The 17,973-nt window shown below is 57.5% G+C and carries 12 protein-coding genes; 8 read left to right on the top strand and 4 right to left on the bottom strand.

Annotated features, from left to right (window positions below):
* Positions 1-400: 400 nt before the first annotated feature.
* Positions 401-3,904, bottom strand: coding sequence for a TonB-dependent receptor (locus tag JAO32_RS14300; RefSeq protein ID WP_334241541.1), 3,504 nt, complete (start codon positions 3,902-3,904; stop codon positions 401-403).
* A 422-nt stretch (positions 3,905-4,326) separates the two neighbouring features.
* Complete coding sequence (locus JAO32_RS14305) at positions 4,327-5,595, bottom strand: glycerate kinase type-2 family protein (RefSeq protein ID WP_334241543.1); 1,269 nt, start codon at positions 5,593-5,595, stop codon at positions 4,327-4,329.
* A 129-nt stretch (positions 5,596-5,724) separates the two neighbouring features.
* Here JAO32_RS14305 and uxaC point away from each other — a divergent pair, with 129 nt between their 5' ends.
* The gene (gene uxaC, locus JAO32_RS14310; protein ID WP_334241545.1) at positions 5,725-7,119 is read left to right on the top strand and encodes a glucuronate isomerase; all 1,395 of its coding nucleotides are present in this window, start codon (positions 5,725-5,727) and stop codon (positions 7,117-7,119) included.
* 559 nt (positions 7,120-7,678) lie between these two features.
* Here uxaC and JAO32_RS14315 read toward each other — a convergent pair.
* Complete coding sequence (locus JAO32_RS14315; protein WP_334241547.1) at positions 7,679-8,446, bottom strand: FadR/GntR family transcriptional regulator; 768 nt, start codon at positions 8,444-8,446, stop codon at positions 7,679-7,681.
* 217 nt (positions 8,447-8,663) lie between these two features.
* On the opposite strand from JAO32_RS14315, the gene JAO32_RS14320 reads away from it, so the two are divergent.
* The 7 genes from JAO32_RS14320 (at position 8,664) to JAO32_RS14350 (ending at position 16,791) form a co-directional block, all read left to right on the top strand.
* The gene (locus JAO32_RS14320) at positions 8,664-9,989 is read left to right on the top strand and encodes an MFS transporter (RefSeq protein ID WP_334241549.1); all 1,326 of its coding nucleotides are present in this window, start codon (positions 8,664-8,666) and stop codon (positions 9,987-9,989) included.
* Entirely contained in the window at positions 9,986-10,759 is a 774-nt protein-coding gene (locus tag JAO32_RS14325; protein WP_334241551.1) for an SDR family NAD(P)-dependent oxidoreductase, read from the top strand. Before JAO32_RS14320 ends, JAO32_RS14325 begins: the two co-directional genes overlap by 4 nt.
* 130 nt (positions 10,760-10,889) lie before the next feature.
* Positions 10,890-12,137, top strand: a complete 1,248-nt coding sequence (locus JAO32_RS14330) for a tagaturonate epimerase family protein (RefSeq protein ID WP_334241553.1) — start codon at positions 10,890-10,892, stop codon at positions 12,135-12,137.
* Between the two features lie 126 nt (positions 12,138-12,263).
* Positions 12,264-13,589: a lactate racemase domain-containing protein gene (locus JAO32_RS14335; protein ID WP_334241555.1), complete on the top strand. Its 1,326-nt coding sequence runs from the start codon at positions 12,264-12,266 to the stop codon at positions 13,587-13,589.
* Positions 13,590-13,591: 2 nt separating this feature from the next.
* Positions 13,592-14,440, top strand: coding sequence for an ATP-dependent sacrificial sulfur transferase LarE (larE, locus tag JAO32_RS14340; protein ID WP_334241557.1), 849 nt, complete (start codon positions 13,592-13,594; stop codon positions 14,438-14,440).
* Positions 14,430-15,182 (top strand): nickel pincer cofactor biosynthesis protein LarB, encoded by a 753-nt coding sequence (gene larB / locus JAO32_RS14345; RefSeq protein ID WP_334241559.1) that lies wholly within the window; start codon positions 14,430-14,432, stop codon positions 15,180-15,182. The genes larE and larB overlap by 11 nt, the downstream gene beginning before the upstream one ends.
* Positions 15,183-15,540: 358 nt before the next feature.
* Positions 15,541-16,791, top strand: coding sequence for an MFS transporter (locus tag JAO32_RS14350; protein WP_334241560.1), 1,251 nt, complete (start codon positions 15,541-15,543; stop codon positions 16,789-16,791).
* Between the two features lie 149 nt (positions 16,792-16,940).
* On the opposite strand, the gene rbsK is transcribed toward JAO32_RS14350, so the two are convergent.
* Positions 16,941-17,864 (bottom strand): ribokinase, encoded by a 924-nt coding sequence (gene rbsK / locus JAO32_RS14355; RefSeq protein WP_334241562.1) that lies wholly within the window; start codon positions 17,862-17,864, stop codon positions 16,941-16,943.
* Between the last annotated feature and the right edge of the window lie 109 nt (positions 17,865-17,973).

A 17,973-nucleotide genomic window follows, 5' to 3' on the forward strand; every position in this document is an offset into this window, starting at 1 on the left:
CCCCCTCCCCCCTTATTCCTAAAATCGTCTTATCAAAGGACTTAGTATTTAAAGTGGAGCTAAAATCGTCTTTCTATTGGGTTTACACGCAAAATCGTCTTTTCATTGGACTTAGCGGTTGATTGACTGCTTTAGAACCAGTTGCTTATTTTGGCTGTCCATGAGGAATTGAAGTGGCAGAGAAGAATGCAGGTTCTTCAGGTCCGCTTCGCTTCGTTCAGGATGACGCGCTCCCACAGAGATAGCGGCTGCCAAGTGTTTCGGATGAAGGACTTACTTTTATTGTAGTGAGGCTGAACAGAAAACATGCCAAGCCTAACCATTTGATTCCGAGACAGTTATAAGAAATGGGGCTTGACAGAGTTTCTGCCAAGCCCCGGGGAGTTATGACGTGGATGATTTAGAACAGCAGCTTGGCCGCGAACTGCAGACTGCGCTGGTCGGCAGAGGTACCGGTGATCTTACCCACGGCCGTCGGGCTGCCAAGTGCGCCTGAGGGGTTGGAGAAGATGGGGTGGTTGAGGATGTTGTAGGCTTCGGCACGAATCTGCATCTTGAACCGCTCAGTAATGGCGAAGTTCTTGATGCCGGAGAAGTCGAACGCAGCAGTTCCGGGACCGCGGCCAACGTTACGCGTTACCCAGCCCTGGAGGTTCGGGATGGGACGAGCCAGAGAGGTGTAATTACCCGGCGTACCGGTGAAGGTAGCCGCAGTGGGCGATTGCGAGAATGCCGTGGGATCAAACCAGTTGCTGATGCCACGATCGCTTCCCTTGAAAGAGCTTGCGATGGTGCGCCCTGGAGCGAGGAAGACACGGCAGCCAATGTAGTTGGCAAACGAGCAACCTGAACCAGAAACGTTGAACGGATAGCCCGTGCGGAGCTGCACTGCAGGCTGAAGGCTCCAGCCACCGAGGATGGCATTGCCAACCTTACCCTGCAGAAACGCCTTGCCCTTGCCGAAAGGCAGTTCGTATCCACCCGAAATAACCGCGCGGTTACGCGTATCAAAGTTCGAGTAGGAGTGATCGAAGGAAGTTGTGGTGGCGTACGACGAATCGTTCGCACCGGCTTCACCGGAGATGTTGTCCAGGTTCTTCGACCATTGGTAGCTGCCCAAGTAATAGAGACCGTGCTTGGTGCGCTGCTCAATCTTGATGGAGCCGCCGTTGAAGTTGGCCGAACCGAGCGTGGAGCTGGTGAGAATACCGGCGCCAAACTGCGGGAAGGGACGTACGGTGAGGTTGGTTGGAATCACGTACGGATACTGGATGTACATGTTCTGGTCATAGCGCTTCCACATGTGGTGGGAGTTGCTGCCGGTGTATGCCATTTCCAGCAACACGCCGTGCCCCAGATCCTGCTGCAGGCTGGCGTTCCACTCCTGTGTGAGCGGCTGCTTGTTGAACGGGAAGATTGAGAACGGCGCTGGAAGAATCGTCGACGTTGTGGGATCCGGATAAAGCTGGTTGGTGAACACGTTGTTGAACGACTGCTGATAGTACAGCGGAGCAGCGTAACGAGTGAACTGCAGCTCGTTGGTGTTCAGGTTATCGAAGTAAATGCCGTAGCCAGCGCGAACCACCGTTCCGGGATGAGCTTCATACGCCAGACCAATACGGGGCATGAAGCCCTTCTTAAATGGCTGAATGATGCCGGGCTGATAGGTACGGGTGGTATCGATGTACGGCAGGTAGGCGGCCGGAATGACGGACGGGATCTTGGTGAAGGTGATCTTACCGGTTCCGGGGTCGAGTGAGCCTTCGAGCTGGTTCTGCTCATGGAAGGGCTGGTTGTACTCCCAGCGCATACCGAGGTTTGCGGTCAGCTTGCGGGTGAGCGTCCAGGTATCGCTGATGAAAGCGCCGTAGGTGTTATCGCGGTAGTGGCCAAGGGTGGTACCGGCATTGCCGTTGCAACCCGATGTACACATGCCGCGGGCGTAGTTCTGGAACTTGTTGTAGAAGTAGGTGGTTCCGTTCAGTGAGTAGCTCTTGGTGCCAAGGGCACAGTTGCCGACGGAAGTCACGTTATTGGGATCATCGGGTCCGGTTGGCGTGTATCCCGCAGCGTATGTTGCGGGTGTGCAGTTGTCGAAGGTGGCTGCGCCACGTGCCTGGTTATCGGCGATCTGCCAGAGACGGCGGTTCTGGAACTGGAAGCCGAACTTCAGCGTGTGCTTGCCAATAACGTCAGAGAGGGTATCGCCGATGCTAATGACGTTTTCATGGCCACCCTGGTCACCCGAACCATCGCCCACGGACGAATATCCGTTGATGGTGAAGGCGGCGCGACCGTTCTGGCGCGGAGAACTGAGAGCGGTCAGGTTCGAGAGACCTTCGGCGGATGCCCAGTTGCCATTGGGGCCTGCGCTTTGCAGCACGCCAAGAGTGATGTTGTAGAACTCGTTCCAGCCGATACGGACTTCATTCACCAGCTTGGAGGTGATGAGATACGTATCGCCGAGGACGGCGTTACGACCGAGCAGCGGGTTTGCCGTGGAACTTCCGGTTGCCGTCGGGCTGATCTGGTTGGAATCGAAGTTGACGTAACGGCCAAACATGGAATGCTTCTGGTTCCACGTCACATCCCCGCGGATGGTGTACTGGTCGTAGTTGTCCTGGAAGGGTAGTACCAGTGAGTAATTCGAGTTGCCGTTGATCGTCAGCGCATCACTGTTCAGGACAGGGTAGGTAGGATTGAGAACCTGCGCAACCCTGTTTGTCACGCTAAATCCGGCGGGATTGCTGGCGGTGTATCCAACCTTGCCACCGACGACGCCGCTGTATCCACCGGTAGGGCCTGTGGATCCCGGCAGAGCTGTGCTGACGCTGGTCCAGTTGCCGGCGAGTTCGCTTTGCGTGGGGAAGAGTGCCGTGTTTACCGTCTGACGCTGCGACCGCTGACCTTCATATCCGCCAAAGAGGAAGAGACGATCTTTAATGATGGGGAAGCCAACCGTGCCACCGAACTGATGACGGTAAAAGTCAGGTTTGGGGTTGAACTGCTGTGCGCCGTTCACCGTGGTGTACGTCGGTGCGAAATATGCGCGGGCATCAAAGACCGCGTTACGGGCGAACTCATAGGCCGAACCGTGAATGCTGTTCGTGCCGGACTTGGTCACCATGGAAACGACTGCCTGGCCCTGACCGTACTCCGTGGAGAAGGTAGAGCGGAGAAGGTTGAACTCCTGCAGGGTGTCCGTGTTCGGCTGCAGCGACATGTTGTTGAAACGCACGGAACGGACATACGTACCGTCGAGCACGTAGTTGGTGGAGTTACCGCGGCCGCCGTCTACCGTGATGTACAGCGAACGCGAACCTGTCTGGGCCGGTGCACCTGTCTGGCCGGTCTGAGCGGGTGAGACGCCCGGAGCCAGCGTGGCGAGCTGCAACACGTTACGGCCATTCAGCGGGAGGTCGTTGATCTGCTTCTGATCGATGACCTGACCGACAGTGGCTTCCTGTGTCTGAAGCTGCGGCGGGAGCGTGGTGACTTCAACCGTTTCGCTGGTGCCGCCGATTGCCAGAGTGACCGAACCATTGGCGGTCTGGCCAATCTGAATGTCCAGCGACGGGATGACGGAGGTCTTGAAGCCGTCCTTCTCCACGCGGATGCTGTAGTTCGCCGGAGGGATGTTCGGGATAGACCAGTCGCCGGAGCCGTTTGACTTCGTGGTTCGCTCGGCCTTGGTGCCATTGTTGATCAGATGGATGGTGGCATCGGGAATCTTTGCACCGGTTGAGTCCGTAACGGTACCGGCAGCGTCTGTGGATGCAGAAGCCTGGCCCCATGCGGAAGGTGCACCCACGGAAAGCAGAACGACAGGCGCGACCGCGAGCATAAATGCGAACGCGCTGCGTTGGAACGTACGCAGGATGGCTTTGTGGGAGATCGGATTCAAGGTGGACTCCTTCGTCGTTCCGGAGTCCGGTGCGGGGACGCAGGGTCCTATGTTCTTGTGTGGTCCATGCATGGTGATGTTGGCCTCTCCGTTTGCAGCACTATGACAGCGTTTACGCGGAAGTTTGGTGTACGCCTTGAGACGATTCAAAATCCGCGATATTTTTTTGCCGCTGGAACACCGCCCGATGCACCTCTTCCCCGGCAGAGCGGTGAACTTTCAGTGCAAATAAACGGAGCTCTCTTCGACGGCGGGACTTATATCACACCGAAATGAAGAAAAGAAACATGCTTTTTGGAGCTTTTTTCGGGAGGTTCTCGTATACGAACCTGCTCGCGCGCGGTGGGCGAGCGGAATGTGGTTTTTTGTCGACAAAAGGACTGAATCGAATCAAATCGGTCGAGAGGTCAGACCAGCCGATTTCAAAGAATCAGCACCGCGCGGACGTCATTCACGTTGGTGAGAGTGGGGCCGGTCATGACCAGATCGTGGATGGTGGCGAAGAAGGAATAGCTGTCATGACGGCGTAGAAAATCGGCTGCGATGGCGGATGTGTCCCTGGCACGGGTGAGCGTGTCGGGGGTCACGATGGCGCCAGCCGCGTCGTCTGAGCCGTCAATACCGTCTGTGTCGCCTGCGATGGCGTAGGTGCCGGGTCCGCCCTTCAATGCGATGGCGAGCGAAAGCAGGAACTCAGTGTTTCGGCCACCGCGACCGGGCTTCTCGCGACCGAGTGTCACCGTGGTTTCGCCGCCGGAGAGCAAGACCGCGGGGTTGGCGATGGGGTGTCCGTTGTGGCGTACGGATGCGGCGATGCCTGCCATCACGGTGCCGAGCTGTGCGCTTTCGCCTTCGATGGCGTCGCCCAGGATCAGTGGGTTCCAGCCAAATTCTTTTGCTTTGGCGGCTGCTGCCTGCAATGCCTGGAGCGGCGAGGCGATCATGCGGACGTCTGCCTCGAAGGTTTTGGGGGCTTCTTCGCTTTGCGATGCGAGTACGCGCAGCACGCTGGCCGGGACTTCCATGCTGTATTCGCGGATGATGCGGAGCGCGTCGGCAGCGGTTGTGGCGGAAGGGACGGTGGGGCCGGAGGCAATGATGGCCGGGTCGTCGCCGGGGACGTCGCTGATTACGAGCGTGACGACGCGAGCGGGTGCGGCGGCTTGTGCCAGCTTGCCGCCCTTGATGCGGGAGAGCGCCTTGCGCACGGTGTTCATGGCGTGGATGGGAGCGCCGGATGCCAGCAGGGCTGCGTTGACAGCTTGTTTGTCTGCGAGGGTGACGCCGTCGACGGGCAGCGTCAGCAGGGCTGATCCGCCACCGGAGATGAGCGCCAGCACCAGGTCGTCGGGCGAGAGATTCTGGACGGCGGCGAGGATGTCTTCCGCGGCCTGCATCCCGGCTGCGTCGGGTACAGGATGCGAGGCTTCCACGATGCGGATGTGGCGTGTGGGAACTGCGTGTCCGTAGCGCGTGACGACGACGCCCTCCATGGGGACGTTGGGCCATGCCTCTTCCACGGCGGCAGCCATGGCGGCGGAGGCTTTGCCTGCTCCCACGACGATGCAGCGCCCTTTAGGCGGTTTCGGAAGGGAAGGCGCTACGACGATATGAGGGTTGGCGGCCGCTACGGCAGTGTCAAACAGGGCACGGAGTTGCTGGCGGACGACGGTTTCCTCATGGTTAGGCATGGCTTTATGATCCACCATCGTTTTCTACAAAATCGGTTCTGTTTGTATCGAAACGTTTTTGAGAGGATGATGGTATGGCCCGCGTGATGGCGAGCTTGCCGCCGCGAACATTCCAGGAGGACCACCAGCATGCCGCTGCTGCACGATGACCGCCTTTTTCCGGCAGACCCGACCACTCGTTCCATTGCACAACGCCTGTTTGCGACGGTGCGCGATCTGCCGATCGTAAGCCCGCATGGACACACGCAGGCCGGATGGTTTGCCACGAACGAGGCATTCCCTGATCCGTCAAAGCTGTTCATCCAGCCGGACCATTATGTCCATCGCATGCTGTACAGCCAGGGCGTGAAGCTGGAAGACCTGGAGATTGGCAAGGCGGTCATTGAAAATCCGCGCAAGGTTTGGAAGATTTTCGCGGACCACTACTACCTGTTTCGCGGAACACCTTCGCGCCTGTGGCTGGACTATGCGTTTCAGGAACAGTTTGGTTTGACCGAGCGCCTGTCTCCGAAGACCGCCGATCTGTATTACGACACGATTGCCGAGAAGCTGCAGACGCCGGAGTTCCGTCCGCGTGCTTTGTTTGAGAGCTTCAAGATTGATGTGTTGGCAACGACTGACTCTGCGATTGATCCGCTGACGGATATTCAGACGCTGCGTAAGGGCGATTGGAAAGGGCGCATTGTTCCTACGTTCCGTCCGGATTCAGTTGTCGATCCTGAGTTTGCTGGCTTCCGCGAGAACATTGCCAAGCTGGGTGAGATCACCGGCGAGAACACGGAGACGTGGGAAGGCTATCTGAATGCGCTGCGGAATCGCCGTGCATTCTTCAAGTCACTGGGTGCGACGGCAACCGATCATGGACATCCGACGGCGCGGACTGCGGACCTTGATCCGGAAGAGTGCGCGCAGCTTTTCGATGTGATTCTGAGCGGCGAAGCGGATGAGGATGATGAAGAGGTTTTCCGTGCGCAGATGCTGACGGAGATGGCGCGCATGAGTGTGGAAGACGGCCTGGTGATGCAGATTCATCCGGGCAGCATGCGCAACCATAACCAGGTGATCTTCGAGAAGTTTGGCCGCGACATGGGTGCGGATATTCCTACCGCCACGGACTACGTGCATGCGCTGCAGCCGATGCTGGATCTGTTTGGCAATGAGGAAAACCTGACCGTGATCCTGTTCACGCTGGATGAGACTGCGTTCAGCCGCGAGCTTGCGCCACTGGCCGGGCACTATCCTGCGCTGCGTTTGGGACCGCCGTGGTGGTTCCACGATAGCCCCGAAGGCATGATGCGTTTCCGCGAAACCGCTACGGAAACCGCAGGCTTCTACAACACGGTTGGCTTCAACGACGACACGCGCGCGTTCCTGAGCATTCCGGCACGACACGATGTGGCTCGGCGTGTTGACTGCGCTTTCCTGGCGCGGTTGGTGGCGGAACACCGCATTGAAGAAGATGAGGCTTTTGAACTGGCGCAGGATCTGACGGTGAATCTGGTGAAGAAGGCTTACCGGTTATAGGCAATTGGATTTTGCAGAGAAGGGCGCGGCTTTGGCCGCGCCCTCGCTGTTTCGGCTATGTATCGTCATCCTGAGCGAAGCGTAGCGTAGTCGAAGGACCTGCATTCTTTTCACGGATCCAGAATGCTCCAGAAAGCCTATGTCCAAAGAAACCTATGTATACATCATGGCCAGCCGAAGCCTCACTCTGTACATCGGCATGACCACAAATCGAAATCCTCGATGGTCCGATTGTTGCTATCGCCCGTGAAAAACAACTCAAAGGCTGGCGTCGTGTAAAGAAGCTCGCTCTGATTCAATCGTTGAATCCGACATGGCTCGATCCTGTGGAAAATCTTGGAAAACCTGTGCAGCCTTATCAGTGGAAACGTGAAGAGCTGATTGCACTCCATGAGGCATTGCAGAGAGCACAAAAGAATGCAGGTCCTTCGGCTTCACTTCGTTTCGCTCAGGATGACGATTCTTCGAATCGTATGAGCTTCGCTGGACGCACTGCGTGCGCCTGAGCGTGCTTTGCACGCTGCCGAGGTTAGCTGCGCGAACCCTGGAGCACCCGCTTTCAGCTTCGGGCAGTGGCAGATGTTTTGGTTTTGGACTTTACGGAACGTTTTCTTGCCTTGGGTTTTGGAGGCAGGTCGTCGTCGGCTTCTGCGTTGGTCAGATGCTTTTCCATGGCGGCGCGTGAAGTGCGCGAGTTGCCGCTGCGAATGGCGCGGTAGATATCGCGATGGAATTTTGTTGTCACGTGCAGATCAGCGATCTGTTCGGTGGTGGAGCGACGCACTTCGTATAGCGCTCCGGTCAGGCTTTCCATGATGGCGGCCAGGATGGAATTGCCTGCGGCCTGCGCGACGATGCGGTGGAAACGAACATCGTGGATGAGGTATTCGTGCGGCTGGTCGATGGAGGCTTCCATCTCTTCCAACTCTTCGGCCATCTGCTGCAGGTGTCGCTCAGTGGTGCGTTCCGCGGCGAGCGATGCGATGTGGCCTTCGAGAATGCGGCGCGCCTCAAACAACTGATGTATGTCGTAGCCGTGCAGGGCATCAAGAAACGGCAGCGATGCTGCGCCGAACTGCGTGGGAGCTTCCGAGATGAATGCGCCCACACCATGCCGCACCTGCAACAGCCCCATGGCCGCGAGATAGCCCAGGCCGGAACGCAGGCTGGAGCGGCTGATGCCGAGCGTGGAGGCGAATTCGCGTTCGGGAGGCAGCTTGTCACCGGGCTTCCAGGTGCCGTCCTCTAGTGCCTCGCGGATACGTTCCACCACGCGCATGGCGGTCTGGCGGTCGGCGGCTGGGGGACGGGAAGCGGTGTTCGACATGGTCAGCACCCATTCTGCACATAGAACGAGGCATTGGGAAGCCGATTGTGCTTAAAAGGTTTGACAGTGGCTCGCGGGCAGGCGTACACATACAGAGTGGTCAGACCACTTGCAGCCTGATATCTTTATCGAAGCGTTTTTATAAAGGGCGTGCCAATGGCACGCAATTCGCTGTAAGCTTGTCCGGCATACCTGAACGCCCTTATTCGGAGCGCGAGTGAGCCCCTTGGAACCGACTGCAGACCTGTCGCCCGGCCAACGCCGGACGCACGTGGGGAATGTCCGCTGGACAATCTGCGCCATGCTGTTTGTGGCAACCACAATCAACTATATGGACCGCCAGGTCCTCAGCATCCTGAAGCCAACGCTGCAGCATTCGATTGGGCTGAGCGAAGAGGGCTACGGAAACGTAATCGCCATGTTCCAGGTGGCGTATGCGGTTGGCCTGCTGGGTGTGGGGCGATTGATTGACAAGGTGGGCACGCGTCTGGGCTACAGCCTGGTGATGGCGCTGTGGAGCCTGGCTGCATTGGCACATGCATTTGTCAGCACTGTCACCGGCTTTGGTATTGCACGAGTTGCGCTTGGCCTTGGTGAATCTGGCAACTTTCCTGCTGCGATCAAGACGGTTGCAGATTGGTTCCCGCGCAGCGAGCGTTCGCTGGCAACCGGCATCTTCAACGCGGGTGCAACGGCAGGTGCGATCATCTGCCCGCTTACGATTCCGTGGATCACCATTCATTACGGTTGGCATGCCGCGTTTCTTTTCACAGGCCTGGTCGGTTTGCCTTGGATCATCTGGTGGTCTGTCTACTATCGCAAGCCCACGGATCACCCGACGCTGACAGGCGAAGAGCTGCGCCACATCTACGAAGAGAACGCTGCGCAGATGGATGCGGCGAACATTCCGTGGCTGAAGCTGCTGACGTATCGCCAGACATGGGGCATTGTGCTGGGCAAGGGCCTGACCGATCCCATTTGGTGGTTCTATCTGTTCTGGATTCCCGGCTATCTGGATTCGCGTTTTCACGTGGACCTGAAGAATCTTGGACTGCCGATCATGACGGTCTACGTTGTGTCCACCATTGGCGGCATCCTGGGTGGTTGGCTGCCCGCGCTGTTTGAGAAGTTTGGCCTTCATGGATCGAAAGCGCGTTATGGTGCCATGTTTGTATGCGCACTGTTCTCGCTGCCCATGCTGTACATCCACCACGTGAACAACATGTGGACTGCCGTGGCCCTGCTGAGCCTTGCAACTGCGGGACACCAGGGCTGGAGCGCCAATGTGTATACCTGCGCATCGGATGTGTTTCCGAACAGCGTAGTCGGCTCCGTTGTGGGACTGGCAGGCATGGTGGGTTCGGTGCTGGGCACGTTGCTTTCGGTATCCGCAGGACGCATTCTGCAAGTGACCGGTAGCTATAACAGCCTGTTTGTTCTTGCGGGTTCCATCTATATGGTGGCGTTTGTGTGCCTGCAGATTTTCGCGCCCGGCCTGCGCCGAGCGGACGTACCTGTTACCAGTGAGAGGTTGGGAGCATGAAGCATCCTTTGAGTTTGGAAGGCCGCGTGGCGGTTGTAATTGGTGGCACCAGCGGCATTGGCCGTGCCATGGCAATTGGTTTGGCACAGGCTGGTGCGGATGTGGTGAGTACCGGTCGTCGCGCTGAGCAGGTGAATGAAGTTGCCGCCGAGATTGAATCGATAGGTCGCAAAACTATCCGTCAGACGTGCGATCAGACAGATCGCGCGCAGGTGGAAGCTTTGTTGGCCGCTGTGCTGAAGGAGTTTGGCAAGGTCGACATTCTGATCAACTCTGCGGGCATCATCAAGCGCCAGCCCACGCTGACGTATCCGGAAGCAGAGTGGAACCAGATTATGGACACCAATCTGACCGGGATGCTGCGTAGCTGCCAGGTGTTTGGCAAGCAGATGATTGAGCAGAAGTATGGCCGCATCATCAACATTGCTTCTCTGAACAGCTTCGTTGCGCTGAGCGAGGTTGCGGGCTATGCGGCGAGCAAGGCTGCTGTGCTTTCGCTGACGCGTTCGCTTGCAGTGGAGTGGAGCAAGCATGGCGTGACGGTCAACGGCATTGCGCCGGGTGTGTTCCGCACTGAGTTGAACGCGGCGCTGCTGGATGGTTCGCCGCGTGGACAGGAACTGCGCATGCGTTGCCCGATGGATCGTTTCGGTAAGACGGAAGAGCTTGTGGGCGCTGCGATTTATCTTGCCAGCGATTCCGCCAGCTTCACCAATGGCCACACGATTGTGGTGGATGGTGGCTTCCTGGCGAGTGGTGTGAATCAGTAAAGCTTCTAGCTGTTGGCTTTGGCTCTCAGCTAAGAGTGCAGTAGAAGGAAATATTTTGAACACGGTGCGAATGAGAATGCGCCAACAACAAGAGCTAAAGGCTAAAAGCTGAACGGCCAAGAGAGGAATTATGCAGCTACCTAAATTTTCGCTCGGTATGGGCGATCGTTTTGCACATCAGGCAAAGGCGCAGTTGCAGGCATGCATCATGGCCGCTGAGGCCGGTGCGGACATTACGCCTGTTTGGAACAAGTCCAACCGTGAGCACCTGATCATTGGTTCGGAACCCAGCCAGACGCGCGCTGCGATTGATGTTGCGGTGAAGGAACTGGGATGGACGAAGCCTTACTTCGCTGATGCCGATCACATCAATCTGAAGACCTATGAGCGCTTCGTTGTACCGTGTGATTTCTTCACGCTGGACGTGGCGGACAACATTGGTCAGAAGAGTGATGAGAATGAGATCGCGAAGTTTGTGGCGCGTCATCCGGAGTTGATTGGCGAGATTGCAATTCCGGGAATTGAGAAGCCGTTTTCGCTGGACAAGGCATTTGTCGAGAAGACGGCGAAGACCTTCCTTGCTGCTGTGCAGGAGGCTGCTGCGATCTACAAGGCAGTGGTGGCAAAGAAGGGCTCTGAGGATTTCGTTGCTGAGATCTCAATGGATGAGACCGACAATCCACAGACGCCGCCGGAGCTGTTGATTATCCTGGCCGCGATTGCGGATGAGAAGCTGCCCATCCAGACGATTGCTCCGAAGTTCACAGGCCGTTTCAACAAGGGCGTGGATTACGTGGGCGATGTGGCGCAGTTTGAGAAGGAATTCCGCGAGGACATTGCCACCATTGCATATGCAGTGAAGACGTATGGCCTGCCCGCGAACCTGAAGCTGAGTGTTCACTCTGGCTCTGACAAGTTCAGCATCTATGAACCGATCCGCAAGGCGCTGAAGGATACCGGCGCGGGTGTTCACGTGAAGACTGCTGGCACCACCTGGCTGGAAGAGTTGATTGGCCTGGCGGAAGCAGGCGGTGATGCGCTGGTGCTGGCGAAAGAAGTGTACGCAGAAGCATTTGCGCATGCGGATGAGCTTTGCGCTCCGTATTCCACAGTGATCGATATCAAGACGGAAAACCTGCCGACACCGGAGACGGTGAACGGATGGACGAGCGAGCAGTATGTGCGCGCGCTGCGCCATGTTGAGGGTGATCCGCAGTACAACCCCGACCTGCGCCAGCTTCTGCATGTTGGTTTCAAGGTGGCAGCGAAGATGGGCAACCGCTACATTGATGCGCTGGAAGCGAATGAGGAAGTTGTGGCGCGGAATGTAACGACGAATCTTTTCGACCGTCACATCAAGCACCTGTTCGTGGGATAGAGGGAACCTCTTTCTTCAGCGTTTCGTATTGCGAAGAAAGATTCAATTTTGAAGGGACTCGGGTGCAACCGAGTCTCTCTTAATCCGTTTGGAAAGTGCGGCATTCGCCGCTGAAGGAAGAACATCGTGGCCTGGTTTACCGTACAAGCACCGCACGTCTCGGACGCACAGATTAAGGAAGCCTGCGATCGCCTTTTGAGCGAAGCGCGTACACGCATCAACAAGGATCTGAAGCGCGTTCTGTTGCTGCCGCCTGATCTTACTCGCGCACACTCTGGCGCTGGCTGGATCACTGAGTATCTTTACAACGCGCTGCCTGACGCGCATGTGGAAGTGATTCCCACGCTGGGCCAGCATGTGCCGCACACCGAGGCAGAGAACAAGTGGATGTTCGGATCGATTCCGAATGACCGTATCTTCCCGCATGACTGGCGCAATGGTGTAACCAAAGTTGCGAACATTCCTGCTGCGTTGGTGAAGGACACCACCGATGGCGCTGCAGACTGGGACATTCCCGTTGATCTGAACAGCAAGCTCATGGACGAGCAGTGGGACCTGATCATCAACGTGGGCCACGTGGTGCCGCATGAAGTGCTTGGCTTCGCGAACCACAACAAGAACTACTACATCGGTCTTGGCGGCAAGGACACCATCTGCGCGTCGCACATTGCGGCTGCGGTGTATGGCATTGAGAACAATCTTGGCTGCCTGATTACTCCGCTGCGCGCCTGCTACAACTGGAGCGAGAACGAGCATCTGCGGAATCTTCCTGATGTGTATCTGCAAATCGTCATGCAGCGTGATGCGGATAACAAGCTGGTGACCAGCGGCATTTTTGTGGGCGATGATCTGGACACGTATCTGCAAGCTGCAAAGCAGAGCCGCGAACAGAACATTACGCTGTTTGATAAGCCGATCAAGAAGGTTGTTGCGGTGATGCAGGCGGATGAGTTCCGCGCAACGTGGGTAGCGAACAAGGCTGTTTACCGCACGCGTATGGCGATTGCCGATGGTGGCGAGTTGCTGATCATTGCGCCGGGGGTGGAGCGCTTTGGCGAACAGCCGGAAGTGGATGCGCTGATCCGCAAGTATGGCTACAAGGGAACGCCGCGCACGCTTGCTCTCTATAAGACCGAAGCTGACATGCAGGAGATTCCGCATGGCGTGGCTCACCTGATTCACGGCAGCAGCGAAGGCCGATTCCACATCACGTATGCACCGGGTCATCTCACGAAGGAAGAGATTGAGCAGGTGGGTTATGGTTACGCGGACTGCGAAGAGATGCAGAAGCGTTATGACCCCGCCGTGATGAAGGAAGGCTGGAACACCATGCCGGATGGCGAGGAAGTGTTCTACATCAGCACGCCTTCTGCGGGTTTGTGGGCTACGAAGGAAAAGCTGGATAACCCTTCGCGCAAGGATCTTTCGCGCGATCTTCCTGAGGCAAAGTAACGATGGATACCGCACTGGCGCAGCTTCGTGAACAGTTACATGCGGAGCTGCGCCGGTATGAACGCATGGCCGTGGCGTACAGCGGTGGCGTGGACTCCGCGTATCTTGCGTGGGAGGCGTTTCAGGTTCTTGGCGACAAGATGATTGCCGTGATTGCCGATTCGCCCTCGTTACCACGCACGCATCTTGCCTTTGCGATGAAGTTTGCAGAAGACAATGGCATTCCTCTGCGCGTGGTGCAGACCAGCGAGATGGATCGCGCAGAGTATGTGCGCAATGATGGCGCTCGCTGCTTTCATTGCAAGGATGAGTTGTTTCTCACGATGGAACGTATGTTGAGCGAGACGGGTATTGCGACGATTGCCTATGGCCGCAATCGCGATGACAGCGGCGACTTTCGTCCGGGGCAGCGTGCGGCTGCGAATCATCATGCGGTGGCACCGCTTGCGGATGCTTCGTTGGGTAAGCAGGAGATTCGCGCGCTGGCACAACACTTTGGTCTTGAGGTTTGGGATCGGCCCGCTTCGGCTTGCTTGTCTTCGCGGCTTGAGTATGGCCGGCCTGTGACGGCAGAGGCTTTGCGGCAGGTGGAAGAGGCGGAAGAGGCTTTGCTTGCGCTTGGGTTCCGGCAGCTTCGTGTGCGGCATCATGGCGAGTTGGCGCGTGTGGAGATTGAACGCAGCGAACTGGCGAAGGCGTTGTCGCTGGACATGTTGTCGCAGATCACTGCGGCTGTGAAAGCGGCAGGATTCACTTACGTCACGCTCGACACCGAGGGCTATCGCAGCGGCAGCATGAATGCTCTGTTGCCGGTGGCTTCACTTCTGCAGGCTGGTCATCATGCAGCGTGACGCACTTCTCCAACTTCTTCGCCAGCTTGAATCCGGCGACATCACCGCCGAACAAACTGCAGACAAGTTAGCTTCGTTACCTTTTGAAGACCTGGAATTTGCCAAGGTGGATCACCATCGCTCGCTGCGTAGTGGTTTACCGGAAGTGGTGTTCGCTGCGGGAAAAACTGCAGAAGAAACCGCCACGATTCTTTCGCGCATTCATGCCAGTGGGACACCTGCGCTGGCTACGCGTGCGGATGCCGCTGCCTTTGAAGCGACGCAGAAGCTGATCCCTGATGCGAAGTATCATGCACGCGCTCGTGCTATCACCTGTGGCGATGGCGCCAAGAAGAGTGGCGGACGTGTCGCGGTGATCTGTGCGGGCACAAGCGATCTGAATGTTGCGGAAGAAGCTGCCATCACCGCGGATTTCTTTGGTGCGACGGTTTCCCGGTTTACGGATGTTGGCGTTGCAGGATTGCATCGTCTGCTTGCGCACCTCAACGCCATTCGTGAGGCGGATGCGGTGATCTGCTGTGCGGGGATGGAAGGTGCTTTGCCTTCGGTTGTGGGTGGACTGGTTGCAGTGCCGGTGATTGCGGTACCGACCAGTGTTGGTTATGGTGCAGCTTTTGGCGGCGTGGCGGCGCTGCTGGGTATGTTGAATAGTTGTTCGCCGAATATTACGGTGACCAATATCGACAATGGTTTTGGCGCTGGGTATGTGGCTACTTTGTACTCGAACCGCGCTGTGCGTTAGTCCAGTTTTTGCTTTCCTTCAGCATCGTAGTGGTGTGAGAGGAATGCAGGTCCTTCAGCTCCGCTTCGCTTCGTTCAGGATGACGGTCTTTCCGTCCGTATGAGCTTCGCTGGTTTCTGCTTTGTGCAGGAACTTCACAGATGACGGTCTTCGACCGTAAGAGCTTCGCTGGCTTCCTTGCAGGAAACTTAATGAGGTGACGGCGCGCGCAAATGTGTTGGGATTCTTCGCTCTGCTCAGAATGACGATCTTTCAGACCGTAAGAGCTTCGCTGAATCACAGCCTTTCATTGGATCACTACCCATTTCGAGCGAATGCTCTAAAGTGGACGTGACTCTCTTCTCACGAGGCTGCCGTTTTGATCGCAACAGGAAAACAGGAACGCAGCCTTCGCGCGCATCAAGGCATCACACTCGTCCTGCTTTTTACAGCGGGCATTGTGAACTTCTTCGATCGCTCGTCGCTGTCGGTTGCGAATACCGTTGTGCGCGGCGAACTGCATTTAAACAATGCGCAGATGGGATGGTTGCTATCTGCCTTCTCGTTGTCGTATGGGTTTGCTCAGCTTGGGCTGGTGGCGTGGCTGGACCGGCTGGGTACGCGCGTGATGCTGGGCGTTGGGCTGGCGGTGTGGAGCCTGGCGCAACTGCTTACGGGATTCGTTACATCGTTCCCTGTGTTCATTGTTCTGCGTATTTTGTTGGGTGCAGGTGAGGCGCCGTTTTATCCGAGTGGGATTCGCAGTGTGCGTGAGTGGTTCAGCCGTGGCACACGCGGGCGCGCTACGGCGCTGATGAGTTCATCGCAGACGTTTGGACTTGCGGCTGCACCGCCGTTGCTTACCCTGCTGATGTTGCGCATTGGCTGGCGCGGCATGTTTGAGGTGTTGGGTGCGGCAGGACTCGTCGTTGCGTTGCTGTGGTTGTTGCTCCATCGTCCGCGTGCGGCGACCATGCACAGCGATGAGACGCTCACGGTGATTCCTACAGGCAGCGTCTATCGCGAGTTGCTGACGCAGCGCACGGTATGGGGCATGATGCTGGGCTTTGGCGGCGTGAATTACACCGCGTGGCTCTACATTGCCTGGCTGCCGGGATATCTGCAGACGGAGCGTCATCTGTCGCTGTCGCAGAGCGGATGGCTTGCGGCGATCCCGTTCCTTGCAGGTGCGTTTGGCATGCTGGCCAGCGGATTTCTTGCCGATGCGTTTGCGGCGCGCGGTTACAAGCTGACGTCGATTCATCGCACGCAGATCATCCTGGGCATGGTGATGAGCGCGGCGGCGTCGTTCTTCGCGTCGCATGCGTTTTCGCTGCCTGCTGCGGTGATCAGCATCAGCGTTGCGTTTGGGTTTATCCAGTTTGGCGGCACCAGCGGATGGGGCTATGTGCAGGCTGTCAGCCCGCCGCATCTGGTGTCGGCGTTGGGTGCGTTGCAGAACTTTGCCAGCTTCCTGATCGCGTCGGTTGCGCCGGTGGTGACGGGCATGATCGTGGATCGTACGCACAGCTTTACGCTGGCGTTTGCGGTTTGTTCCGCGGTGACGCTGCTGGGTGCGTTGAGTTATGCCACGCTGGCTGCGCCGAGTGGGATGAGGATCGACGATTAGGTTGGTGTAGGGCTTCCCATCGGCGTTGTAGTGGACTGCGAGAAATGCAGGTACTTCGGCTTCACTTCGTTTCGCTCAGGATGACGGTACTTCGTACGTTCTCGATGCTGGACGTGTTCGTGTGAGTTTTGCTGGGCTGTGGTTTGAGGTCATAAGTTGTTTTCCGATTGCAGCAATGCGTCCACATCGGCGCGGTGGGGCATGCCTGTTTGCGCTCCGGTGCGTGTAATGGAGAGGGCTGCGGCGGCACAGGCGAAGCGTGCGGCTTCTGCCGGTGTGCGGCCTTGGGTGAGGGCGACGGCGAAGGCTCCGTTGAAGCAGTCGCCTGCGGCGGTGGTGTCTACCGCGCGGAGATCCGGCGAGGGAACGTGGACCGGCTTCGGCACATCTGCTCCTGCAAGATAGGCTCCTCGCGCGCCCAGTTTCAGGATGACGTTTCGCGCTCCGAGAGCCAACAGGCGCTCCGCGGCTTTGGCTTCTGTCATGGCGGTGGTGCGGCCCAGCAGTGTGCGGGTCTCCGATTCGTTGGGCGTGAGCCAGGTGACGCTGCGGAGCAGATCCAACGGGAGTGGTTGTGCCGGTGCCGGGTCGAGGATTAGCGGGATTTTGGCGTCGCCGCATTCCTTTGCCAACGCTGCAACGGTTTCCAGCGGTGTTTCCAGTTGCGCCAGGACGATTGCGGCTTTGCGTATCTGCGAGCGGGCGGCGGCGATATCCGCGGGGTGCAGGGTGGCGTTGGCTGCGGGCGTAACGACGATGCTGTTGCTGCCATCTGCCGCCACGGTGATGGCGGCCACGCCGCTTGGACCTTCCACGGTGACCACTGTGGAGGTGTCGACTTTCTCAATGATCAGGGCATTGCGCAGGAGCTCGCCAAAGCTGTCTGCGCCGACACGCCCGATCATGTGGACGGCGGCACCCAGACGGGCGGCAGCGACGGCCTGGTTGGCGCCTTTGCCGCCGGGAATGGTGGCAAAACTGTTTCCCAGCAGCGTTTCACCGGGTGTGGGGATCCGATCCACGGTGCTGACCAGGTCCAGATTGATGCTTCCGACGACGAGGATCATGCTCATACTGCCTCTTTTCATAGCACGTCATAGCACGCAGCAATGATTTGGACGAAAAAAGCGTTGGGATTATTCCCGATTTAGAATGAGAAATGGATACTTTGGCGCGGAAACC

This window comes from Terriglobus sp. ADX1 (genome assembly GCF_036877645.1).
GTDB lineage: Bacteria > Acidobacteriota > Terriglobia > Terriglobales > Acidobacteriaceae > Terriglobus.

Bases quoted from the DNA above. Each gene is read 5' to 3' on its own strand.
- uxaC (WP_334241545.1), top strand. From the start codon at position 5,725: ATGCCGCTGCTGCACGATGACCGCCTTTTTCCGGCAGACCCGACCACT.
- larB (WP_334241559.1), top strand. From the start codon at position 14,430: ATGCAGCGTGACGCACTTCTCCAACTTCTTCGCCAGCTTGAATCCGGC.
- JAO32_RS14330 (WP_334241553.1), top strand. From the start codon at position 10,890: ATGCAGCTACCTAAATTTTCGCTCGGTATGGGCGATCGTTTTGCACAT.
- JAO32_RS14325 (WP_334241551.1), top strand. From the start codon at position 9,986: ATGAAGCATCCTTTGAGTTTGGAAGGCCGCGTGGCGGTTGTAATTGGT.
- JAO32_RS14315 (WP_334241547.1), bottom strand. From the start codon at position 8,446: ATGTCGAACACCGCTTCCCGTCCCCCAGCCGCCGACCGCCAGACCGCC.
- larE (WP_334241557.1), top strand. From the start codon at position 13,592: ATGGATACCGCACTGGCGCAGCTTCGTGAACAGTTACATGCGGAGCTG.
- rbsK (WP_334241562.1), bottom strand. From the start codon at position 17,864: ATGAGCATGATCCTCGTCGTCGGAAGCATCAATCTGGACCTGGTCAGC.
- JAO32_RS14305 (WP_334241543.1), bottom strand. From the start codon at position 5,595: ATGCCTAACCATGAGGAAACCGTCGTCCGCCAGCAACTCCGTGCCCTG.